Annotated in this window: 10 protein-coding genes; 7 read left to right on the top strand and 3 right to left on the bottom strand. The window is 33.8% G+C overall.

Annotated features, from left to right (window positions below; all coding sequences use genetic code 11):
• The first annotated feature begins 78 nt into the window (after positions 1 to 78).
• Genes CSUIS19073_RS03860 through CSUIS19073_RS03890 form a run of 7 tightly spaced genes read left to right on the top strand, consistent with a single transcriptional unit; the run spans position 79 to position 7,557 of the window.
• Complete coding sequence (locus CSUIS19073_RS03860) at positions 79 to 1,374, top strand: MFS transporter (protein ID WP_086236862.1); 1,296 nt, start codon at positions 79 to 81, stop codon at positions 1,372 to 1,374.
• Positions 1,375 to 1,382: 8 nt separating this feature from the next.
• Entirely contained in the window at positions 1,383 to 3,311 is a 1,929-nt protein-coding gene (gene abc-f, locus CSUIS19073_RS03865; protein WP_086236861.1) for a ribosomal protection-like ABC-F family protein, read from the top strand.
• A 9-nt stretch (positions 3,312 to 3,320) separates the two neighbouring features.
• Positions 3,321 to 4,700 (top strand): sodium-dependent transporter, encoded by a 1,380-nt coding sequence (locus CSUIS19073_RS03870; protein WP_086236860.1) that lies wholly within the window; start codon positions 3,321 to 3,323, stop codon positions 4,698 to 4,700.
• A gap of 5 nt (positions 4,701 to 4,705) precedes the next feature.
• Positions 4,706 to 5,902, top strand: coding sequence for a M48 family metallopeptidase (locus CSUIS19073_RS03875; RefSeq protein ID WP_086236859.1), 1,197 nt, complete (start codon positions 4,706 to 4,708; stop codon positions 5,900 to 5,902).
• Positions 5,889 to 6,680 carry a peptide chain release factor N(5)-glutamine methyltransferase gene (gene prmC, locus CSUIS19073_RS03880; protein ID WP_086236858.1) on the top strand — a complete coding sequence of 264 codons (792 nt, stop codon included), beginning with the start codon at positions 5,889 to 5,891 and terminating at the stop codon, positions 6,678 to 6,680. The genes CSUIS19073_RS03875 and prmC overlap by 14 nt, the downstream gene beginning before the upstream one ends.
• Complete coding sequence (locus tag CSUIS19073_RS03885) at positions 6,680 to 7,153, top strand: DUF4149 domain-containing protein (protein WP_086236857.1); 474 nt, start codon at positions 6,680 to 6,682, stop codon at positions 7,151 to 7,153. Before prmC ends, CSUIS19073_RS03885 begins: the two co-directional genes overlap by 1 nt.
• The gene (locus tag CSUIS19073_RS03890) at positions 7,153 to 7,557 is read left to right on the top strand and encodes a YbgC/FadM family acyl-CoA thioesterase (protein WP_086236856.1); all 405 of its coding nucleotides are present in this window, start codon (positions 7,153 to 7,155) and stop codon (positions 7,555 to 7,557) included. The genes CSUIS19073_RS03885 and CSUIS19073_RS03890 overlap by 1 nt, the downstream gene beginning before the upstream one ends.
• A gap of 19 nt (positions 7,558 to 7,576) precedes the next feature.
• On the opposite strand, the gene CSUIS19073_RS03895 is transcribed toward CSUIS19073_RS03890, so the two are convergent.
• Genes CSUIS19073_RS03895 through CSUIS19073_RS03905 form a run of 3 tightly spaced genes read right to left on the bottom strand, consistent with a single transcriptional unit; the run spans position 7,577 to position 9,832 of the window.
• A complete protein-coding gene (locus tag CSUIS19073_RS03895) occupies positions 7,577 to 8,719 on the bottom strand; it encodes a hypothetical protein (protein ID WP_086242141.1) in 1,143 nt (380 codons plus the stop codon).
• The gene (locus CSUIS19073_RS03900) at positions 8,716 to 9,330 is read right to left on the bottom strand and encodes a uracil-DNA glycosylase family protein (protein WP_337214380.1); all 615 of its coding nucleotides are present in this window, start codon (positions 9,328 to 9,330) and stop codon (positions 8,716 to 8,718) included. The genes CSUIS19073_RS03895 and CSUIS19073_RS03900 overlap by 4 nt, the downstream gene beginning before the upstream one ends.
• A 19-nt stretch (positions 9,331 to 9,349) precedes the next feature.
• The gene (locus CSUIS19073_RS03905) at positions 9,350 to 9,832 is read right to left on the bottom strand and encodes a GNAT family N-acetyltransferase (protein WP_086236853.1); all 483 of its coding nucleotides are present in this window, start codon (positions 9,830 to 9,832) and stop codon (positions 9,350 to 9,352) included.
• Between the last annotated feature and the right edge of the window lie 46 nt (positions 9,833 to 9,878).

Below are 9,878 nucleotides of genomic sequence, written 5' to 3' on the forward strand. Positions count from 1 at the left end.
CTAAAATTTATATTAAACTCAATTTTAGCAATGCTTTTGTATAATGCTAGACTTATTTTTTTTGCTTTAAGGGATAATATGGCTAGGTCATTTAGTAGATCAGATATTAGGATTTTAGGGCTTTCATCTCTTGGTGGAATGCTTGAGTTTTATGATTTTATCATTTTTGTATTCTTTGCTTCTTATATATCTATACTATTTTTCCCTGCTGATCTAGATCCTTTTTGGGCTATTTTTAATACCTATGGCACCTTTGCTGCTGGATATTTAGCTAGACCGCTTGGTGGTATTATTATGGCACATTTTGGGGATAAAAATGGCCGTAAAAATATGTTTATGCTCTCTATTTTACTTATGGTAATTCCTACATTCTTATTAGGTATAATGCCTACATTTGAGAGTATTGGATATTTAGCACCTATAATTTTAGTGATTATTAGAATTTTACAAGGGGTTGCTATTGGTGGGGAGCTGCCTGGTGCTTGGGTATTTGTAAGTGAGCATGCACCTCGTGGGAAGCTATATACTAGCATAAGCGTTTTAACAGCAGCAGTAGTAGCTGGAATTTTACTAGGTAGTTTTGTAACTATGGTTGTTAAAAATATTTGGAGTGATGCTGAAATTCAAGATGGAATGTGGAGATTGCCATTTATTTTGGGTGGATTTTTTGGGATTATATCTATATACCTTAGAAGATATTTAAGCGAAACGCCGGTATTTAAAGAGATGCAAGCTAAAAATGAGCTAGATAATATCCCGATTAAATCTATATTTAAATTTCATAAAATTGATAGCATTGTATCTATGTTTATAACCTGGGTTTTAACTGGATGTATCGTGGTGCTTATACTCTTAATGCCAAATTTTATGCCAAAAGCATTTAGTGCTAATGGGATAGAGCTTGGCCGTTTGACTACCATATATATGCAGATGGCTGCTATAGTGCTTTTGTGTTTTGGCTGTTTTGTGTATGGAAGGTTAAGTGATAAATATGGGATTGCAAAGAGCACTTTAGTATTAGCTTTGCTATTTTCAATTAGCGTATATGCTTATTTTGATGCGCTTTATAGTGGGGCGAGTTTTGAGATAGTTTTGGTTTTATATTTGCTTAGTGGATTACTAGCCTGTGTTGGGCCGTGTGGTGCGCCATTTTTGATGGTTGCTATATATCCTAATAAGCTTAGATTTAGTGGAATTTCATTTTCGTATAATATTGCTTATGCTATAGCTGGGGGCGTTACTACACCTTTTGCAACTGCGATGGTGTTTAAATTTGATCCTATGTATTTGGCGTATTATATGATTCTTCTTGGTTTTGTGGCTGTTGCTTGTAGTGTATGGTTTATGTTTGCACGAAAAGATATTAATTTATAGGAATTGATATGGCACTCATCGATCTTATAGAAGTTAGTAAGAAATTTGGCGATAAGATTATCTTAAATGAGGCAAATTTTAGTGTAAATGAAAAAGAGAGAATTGCCATTATAGGGAAAAATGGTGGCGGTAAAAGCACTCTTATGAAGATATTGCGTGGGGAGTGCGAGATTGATAGCGGTAGAGTGATTAGACAAAATTCCATCACTATAGATATGCTTGCTCAAGCCCCTAAATTTGATGATAATCTAAGCGTAAAAGAGGCTTTAAATCTAGAGTTAAAAGATATATTTAATGCTAGAAATGAGTATGAAAAAGTCCTAGCTAAAATGAGTGATGAGCATGATAATCCTGAGCTACTTCACCGCCAAGATGAGCTTGTGAAATTTATAGAATCCAAAGATGGTTGGAATATAGAAAATAAGATTGATAGAATTTTAGATAGTTTTGGTCTTAGAGAGTATGAAGATAGGCTGGTAAATAGCCTAAGTGGTGGGGAAATTCGCAGAGTTGCCTTGGGTGCTTTAATCCTTAAAAAGCCTGATGTATTATTGCTTGATGAGCCTACAAACCATCTTGATGTCTATATGGTAAGATTTCTTGAAGAGCTACTTTTAGCCTCAAATCAAACTATTGTCTTTATAAGCCACGATAGATATTTTATCGATAGATTAGCTACTCGCTCTGTAGAGATAGAAGATGGCTTATTAAGGAGCTTTGAGGGCGGATATGCTAATTACCTAACCAAAAAAGAGGAAATTTTAAGAAGCTTGGCTAAATCTCACGAGACATTAATAAAAAATTTAAAAAGTGAAGAGGAGTGGCTAAGGCGTGGAGTAAAAGCTAGGTTAAAACGAAATGAAGGAAGAAAGCAAAGAATCCTAGCTATGCGCCAAGAGGCTAAGAAAAATCCAGGATTAATACGCAGAGTTAAACTAGAATTAGAAAGGGCTAGTAAGAGCTTTAATGGCGGTGGATTAAACCAAAATCGCAAAAAAATGCTATTTGAGTGTAAAAATTTATCCAAAACTATAGATAATAAATTGCTTTTTAGTGATTTTAATGCTAGGGTTTTACAAGGTGAGCGTATAGGAATCGTCGGTAGAAATGGTAGTGGCAAATCCACCATGCTAAAAATTTTACTAGGTGAGTTAGAAGCAGATAGCGGTGTAATTAATCGTGGCGAGATCAAAATAGGCTATTTTGACCAGCATAGAAAAAATATTAGCGATGATAAATCCCTAATTGAGCTATTTTGTCCAAATGGTGGAGATCACATAATGGTAAGGGGTCGTAACTACCATGTGTATGGATATTTAAAGAATTTTTTATTTCCAAAAGAGTTTTTAGATAAGCCAGTTGGCACTCTAAGCGGGGGAGAGAAGAATCGTTTAGCCCTAGCTCTATTATTTACCAAAGAGTATGATTGCTTAATCTTAGATGAGCCTACAAATGACCTTGATATTGCTACTATTAATATTTTAGAGGAGTATTTGCTTAGCTTTGAAGGTGCGATATTGATAGTAAGTCATGATAGGTATTTTATAGATAAGATCACTAATAAGCTTTGGGCGTATGAAAATGGTAAAATAGAGCAAATTTATATGGAGTATAGTGAGTATTTAGATATTGAAGAGGAGCTAAACCAGCTAAGCGATATGGAAAAAGAGCTAGGTCAAAGCATAGAAATCAAAGAGAAACAAAAGGCATCAAAGATAAAGCTTAGCTATAAACAAAATCAAATTTTACAAAATCACCCAGCACTAATAGAAGCCCTAGAGAGTAGAATAAGTGAGCTCAATCACGCTCTTTCAACTCCAGAAATTTACCAAAAAGTTGGCTTACAAACCCTATTTGAAGAGCTTGAAGAGAAAAAGGGTGAGCTAAATTTGCTTGAGAATGAGTATTTTGAGGTGCTTGAGCTTTCTCAAAGTTAAGGAATATCAATGATAGAAAATAGACAGACATGGAGTTCTAGGCTTACTTATATTTTAGCTGTTGCTGGTGCTACTATCGGCTTTGGTGCTACTTGGCGTTTTCCATATTTAGTAGGGCAAAATGGCGGTGGGGCTTATGTTTTAATATTTTGTATAGCGATGATTGTAATTGGAATTCCAATGATCTTAGCTGAAAATGCCATAGGAAGGCGTTTGCATATAAATTCTGTAGATGCTTTTGGTGGTTATGCAAATGGCAAAAAGATAAATCCGCTTTGGAAAATTGTAGGTTGGATGGGAATTTGCGGTGCCTTTGGTATTATGGCTTATTATATGGTTATTGGCGGCTGGGTGCTTGATTATATTTATAATATAATTATCGGCGGATTTGAGCTTTCGCAGCCTATTAATGCTACTACTACGGCTAAATTTTATGATGAAAATATCATAAACTCACCCCTTGCCATTAGCATTGCAACGGCGATTTTTGTCCTTATAAACTATATTATTTTAGCCAAAGGCGCCGTTGATGGTATAGAAAAAGCAGCCAAATATCTAATGCCATTGCTATTTATATTAATGTTAGCGATGGTAGCTAGAAATATTACGCTTGAAGGGGCGATTGATGGGATTAAATTTTATCTTACGCCAGATTTTAGCAAGATTAGTATGAGATTATTTATTGATGTTTTGGGGCAGGTATTTTTCGCTTTATCGCTTGGATTTGGGGTTATGATTACTCTTTCTAGCTTTTTAAGAAAAGATGAAGATCTCATCAAAACCTCTATAATCACAGGAGTTATTAATACTATAATTGCTGTGGTGGCTGGATTTATGATATTTCCTTCGCTATTTACATTTGGAATTTCGCCAGATAGTGGCCCAAGCTTAGTTTTTAAGAGTTTGCCAATTGTATTTTCTAATATGTTTGCTGGTCAGATCATAGCTATTGCGTTTTTTGGCTTGCTTATGATAGCAGCACTTACTACTTCTTTACCGATATATGAGGTTATAATAACGGTTTTAGAAGAGAAATTTAAAATAAAACGCCACAATGCCATAGCCATAGTTCTTGCTACTATCTTTATAATTGGCAATATCCCATCACTGATGGCTACAAATATATTATCAGATATTACGATTTTTGGCAAGAATATATTTGATGCTTATGATGCCATTAGTGCTACGATATTTTTTGTGCTGACATCGCTATTTTGTGCGTTATTTGTCGGCTGGGTGTTAAAAGATGAGGCTAGGGCTGAGATAATGCACGGCACCAAGAGTTCAAAAAGGGTGGTTGATATATGGTTTTATTATGTTAAATTTATAATTCCATTTATCATTTTAATTGTATTTATTAGTAGTTTTTATGATAATTTTTTAAGGTGAGTTTAATGCTTGAAATTTTGATTTTTTTATTTGCTCTATTTACTGCTTATAAGGTAGTTTTGAGTATTTTGCAGATTAAATTTATAAGTGGTTGCACAGAGCCTGTGGTCTTATCTGCTAGTGAGTTTCAAAGTGCTGCACAAGTAGCGATAGCAAAGCAGAAATTTGAGATAATCCATAATATCTACACATTTATTATAGTGGCGATATGGAGCGTATGGGGAGCTAATGCTTTACAAAATTCCCTTAGTGGAGTGGAGACAATTTTGGTTAGAGATGCTCTATTAGTAACGCTATTTTTAGCTATTGGTGCGGTTTTAAATTTGCCATTTGAGATATATAACACCTTTGTAATGGATAAGAAATTTGGCTTTTCAAATAGCACGGCTAGGCTTTTTATCACAGATTTTATTAAGAGTTTGGTTATGATTTTGATATTTGGATTTGCTATTTCTTGGATTTTGTTATTATGCTATGATCTGCTTGGGGCTAGCTGGTGGATATGGGCTTTTGGGATTAGTTTTGGATTGATTTTGATAGTGAATTTGATATATCCAACCCTAATAGCACCGATATTTAATAAGATAACGCCACTAGAAAATAGTGATTTAAATTTAGCTATAAATGAGCTTTTAAACTCTTGCGGATTTAAAAGCAGTGGCGTGTATAGCATGGATGCAAGTAAGAGAGATAACCGCTTGAATGCATATTTTGGTGGCTTAGGAGCGACAAAGAGAGTTGTGCTATTTGATACTTTGATTAATAAGCTTGATAAAGATGAGATTATCGCCGTTTTAGGGCATGAGCTAGGGCATTTTAAGCATAGGGATATAATTAAAAATATAGCATTGATGAGTATAATCCTTTTTATATTATTTGCAATTTTTGGTAATATTCCAGCTAGTTTTTATACCGCTTTGGGACTTGAAGAAAGTGGTGGTGGATTATTTATATTTTTCTTGCTATATTCTGCGCTTTTTATGGTGATAGTTGAGCCAGTTATATCTACTTTTTCTAGATCGCATGAGTTTGGTGCAGATGAGTTTGGTGCTAAACAAACAAGCAAAGATAGTATGATTTTAGCACTTAAAAAGCTTGGTAAGGAGAATAAGGCGTTTCCACTTTCGCACCCACTTTATAGTATGGTTTATCACTCACATCCAACCTTATATGAGAGGCTAAATCGTCTTGAGAATTTGTGATGGACTAAGCTTAGCTAGAGAATTTGGTAGCCATTTTGCCTATTGTTTGATGGAGTTTCATCTAGGTCAAAGTAGGGAGTGGATATTTTTACATTTAAATGATGAGCTTTTTAAAAAGAGCGAATTTATCCATCTTTTAAATAGATATAAAGATGGTGAGCCGCTAGAGTATATTACTAGGCGATGTGAGTTTATGGGGCGAGATTTTGTAGTTGGGGAAGGGGTATTAATCCCAAGATTTGAAAGCGAAATTTTAGTTCAAAAAGCTATAGAAGTAGCTAGGAAATTTAACTCACCAAAGATTGCTGAAATTGGCGTTGGTAGTGGGGTTATTAGCATATCTTTAGCTTTAGAGCTTAAAAACGCTAGTATAGTTGCTACTGATATTAGCCACAAGGCTTTGGAGTTTGCTAGGATTAATAAGGAGAAATTTGGAGCTAATGTTGAGCTTGTATTATCAAATTATCTTGATGAGATTGATGGAGAATTTGATATAATTATCTCCAATCCGCCATATATCGCAGCTAATTATCCGCTAGATAAATGGGTGCTAAGTGAGCCAAAAATCGCATTGATAGGTGGAGATATAGGCGATGAGATATTAAAAGATATTGCTAAAATCGCTAAATTTAGAGCTAAATATCTAATTTGCGAGATGGGTTATGACCAAAAGGAGCCTATGAAAAACTATCTTAATGAGCTTGGCTTTGAGAGTGAGTTTTATACTGATTTGGCTGGATTAGATCGTGGATTTGTAGCTTATAATAAAGGAAAATAATGGTTAAATTTAGAAGTTTTTATCTATTTTTACTTGGAATTTGTATTGGTGCTGAGCTTGCTATTGGTATTTTTATGGCACCTGTGATATTCTATCCATCGCAATATATCGGCGAAGGCGTCTTAAGCCACTATCAAAGCGGTCAGCTAATGACTCAGGTATTTTTAAAATATAATATTATGCTTATTTTTGTCTCATCTTTGCTTTTGCTTTTTGAGATTGTGAATTTGAAAAATAGCGAGAGTTTTAATTATAAAATTAGTGCGTTTTTTCTCTCTCTTATCATATCTTTATTAGCTATGGCGTTTGTGTTTTACTTTACTCCATATATTCTACAAGCTCAAAAAATTGGTGCCGAAGCGACTGCTACAGCGGAATTTGCTAGTATGCATAAGGCTAGTGAGATTGTGATGAAAGCTATGCTTTTAGCTCAAGTGGCATTATTTTTTATCAGAGCTCGTAAGGAGAGCTAATGGGGTTAAAAGTTAGGGTTTATTATGAAGATACAGATAGTGGAGGGATTGTATATCATAGCAATTATATTAAATTTTGCGAACGAGCTAGAAGTGAGATAGTTTTTAACTCTGGGATTGAATTTACCCAAAGTCGCCACTTCGTAGTTACCAAGCTAGAAGCACGCTACTTAAAACCAGCTGTTTTAGGAGATATTTTAGATATACAAACTAAGCTTGTAAAGATTGGTGGTGTAAGCCTAACCCTAGAGCAAGATATATATAAAGTAGCTAATATCAAAGGCGAGACTCAAAGGGAGCTAATATTTCGTGCGAATGTCACTGTGGGATTTATTAGTGATGGCAAGTTATCTAGGCTAGATGGAGAATTTGCTGAAGTTTTTAGCAAGTTAAATCAAGATTAAATTTGGGTCATCAGACCCATTATATCTCTTCATCTATGTAAAACCCATAATTACCAGCACGCATAATATCTATCTTATATTGGACTTGATTATTTTGTAATTTCTCTTTAAATATCGCTTTTGCATTTTTGTTGATATAGTTTAGATATATAAAATCCATTCCAATCATCGTTGAGTAAGCGACCCAATCATAAGCAAGCTTTTGCCCTAAAAGAGCACTAAGGGTCTCTAGCTGACTATCTGGGGTCATTATGGAGTTAGCTATATAGATATTTTGGCGATCTTTGCTTTGAGTAAGGCTTATAAGAGCACTATTGTAATTAAGCTGCGTAGAAAGAAGTATATGTGGATTTAGATCAAATACTCTAAATTGCGAACTAAGCAAAGCACTTTTTATAAGTGGGGTATTTAGAAAGATTGAGCTATTTTTTACCCTATAATTATCTTTTAAAAAATTTAGCTTTATATCGTTACCTTCGATATTTTTTATATATGGATTATCTGTATTATTAGCCACTATATCATTTAGCATATTAGCGACCTTACTCCCATCGCCAAATACCGATACTTTGCCATTTGATTTGGTTAATAGCTTTTGAATTTGTGCTTCGTAGTCAATCCCACCAAAGAATATATTTGAGCTTGGATTTTGGATTGATTTGATATTTACCGTAGGTATGTAAAAGATTAAATCATCATAATCACTGCTATTTATAACCCCTATACCATCTATAGTGAGTGGAGCTATAAAGTGCTTAAATCCGCTATTTTTAGCTCTTTGTATGGTAAAATTTAGGCTATCTTTACTCTCATCTCCGCTATAAAATATCTCAATATGAGAGCCAATATCTCGCTTAAAAATATAGCTAAAAACAGAATCACTAACCACAACAGAGTAGCTTTTTATCACATCTTGAGGTATGATTAGGGCAACTTTAATATCTTTGCGTCCAATCTCAATTTCAGGAATATTTAAAAGCTTTTTAATATCAGCATAATAGCCCTTAATCGGCTCTTTAAGAGTAAGTGGATTATATATAAATTGGATAAAATCTACACCATTGCTAAGCTCTTTTAAACACTCTTTATCGCATCTATTTTGCCCATTTGATTGAGTAAAAATCATACAAATAATAAAAAAAGTTATAATTAAATTTCTCATATATATCCTTTAATTTTTTTTAAATCTGATATAAATTCATCAGCTTTACTAGGATTTTTATCCACCCAATTACTATCAAAAGTAGGCATATATAGCGAGTTTTTTAGCTGATATACGCCACCTCTATGGCTATCAAATGAGCTATTTTTCGCTAGATATTTAAAGCAATTCTCCCCAAAGCTAACTATAAATTTAGGCGATAAAATCTCAAATTCTAATTCAAAAAACTTTAAGCATATATCTATATATTTTAGCTCAGAAGTTTTATTGATACACTTTAAAATATATGTAAAATAGAAACCATCAATATCAATATCAGCCATTTTTAAATATCTCATCAGCGAAGAATCAGGGGTACAAATTCCACTTTTATCGCTTTTTATATCTGGACTTTCAAAGACAAAAACCACGCCACCACCGCTATTACCACTACCAACTACTGCTTTATTTCTACTTTTGCATAGTTGGCATAGATTGCAGCTTTTTATCTGTAAATTTAGCATTTTAAGCGAGTTAAACTCATTGCTTTTTATATTTGGGGATTGGTTAAGAAATTTAAATCCCATAGCACGGAGTATCTCAAGCTCATAAATACTACAATTTTTATCCATCATACTACCAAAAAGCGATTTAATCTTTAATAAAATTTGCTAAATTCTCAAGCTCTTTGCCATCTACCCTAAGATGAAAAAACTCATCTCTATTTTTTGCGCCAATTTTGCGATAAAATGCTAGGCTTGGCTCATTCCAAGTTAAGCACTCCCACTCAAGGCGACCCAAATTCTCATCTATGCAAATTTGAGCAAGTTTGGCTAAAAATCTCTTGCCGATACCTTGATTGCGGTATTGGGATTTGACATATAAATCCTCAAGATATATCCCACCACGACCTAAAAAGCTTGAAAATGTGTAAAAATATATAGCATATCCTATAATTTGGCTTTCATTTTGGCAAACTAGGATTTTGGCATAATTTTTCTCAAATATACAAGAGGCAAATTGAGTATCATTAAATTTAACTCTATCGCTCATTTTCTCATACTCAGCTAGCTCTTTGACAAGGGCAATTATCTCATTTATATCATCTTTTGAGGCTGCTCTTATTTGATACATTTTTTACCTTTAAATTTAAAATTAAAAACAAGATTATAGCAATTTG

It is taken from the genome of Campylobacter sp. RM19073, assembly GCF_024723495.1.
GTDB classification, from domain to species: Bacteria; Campylobacterota; Campylobacteria; order Campylobacterales; family Campylobacteraceae; genus Campylobacter; species Campylobacter porcelli.

Excerpts from the sequence above, each read along its gene's own strand:
- CSUIS19073_RS03860 (WP_086236862.1), top strand. The coding sequence starts at position 79 with ATGGCTAGGTCATTTAGTAGATCAGATATTAGGATTTTAGGGCTTTCA.
- abc-f (WP_086236861.1), top strand. The coding sequence starts at position 1,383 with ATGGCACTCATCGATCTTATAGAAGTTAGTAAGAAATTTGGCGATAAG.
- CSUIS19073_RS03870 (WP_086236860.1), top strand. The coding sequence starts at position 3,321 with ATGATAGAAAATAGACAGACATGGAGTTCTAGGCTTACTTATATTTTA.
- CSUIS19073_RS03875 (WP_086236859.1), top strand. The coding sequence starts at position 4,706 with ATGCTTGAAATTTTGATTTTTTTATTTGCTCTATTTACTGCTTATAAG.
- CSUIS19073_RS03885 (WP_086236857.1), top strand. The coding sequence starts at position 6,680 with ATGGTTAAATTTAGAAGTTTTTATCTATTTTTACTTGGAATTTGTATT.
- CSUIS19073_RS03890 (WP_086236856.1), top strand. The coding sequence starts at position 7,153 with ATGGGGTTAAAAGTTAGGGTTTATTATGAAGATACAGATAGTGGAGGG.
- CSUIS19073_RS03895 (WP_086242141.1), bottom strand. The coding sequence starts at position 8,719 with ATGAGAAATTTAATTATAACTTTTTTTATTATTTGTATGATTTTTACT.
- CSUIS19073_RS03900 (WP_337214380.1), bottom strand. The coding sequence starts at position 9,330 with ATGGATAAAAATTGTAGTATTTATGAGCTTGAGATACTCCGTGCTATG.
- CSUIS19073_RS03905 (WP_086236853.1), bottom strand. The coding sequence starts at position 9,832 with ATGTATCAAATAAGAGCAGCCTCAAAAGATGATATAAATGAGATAATT.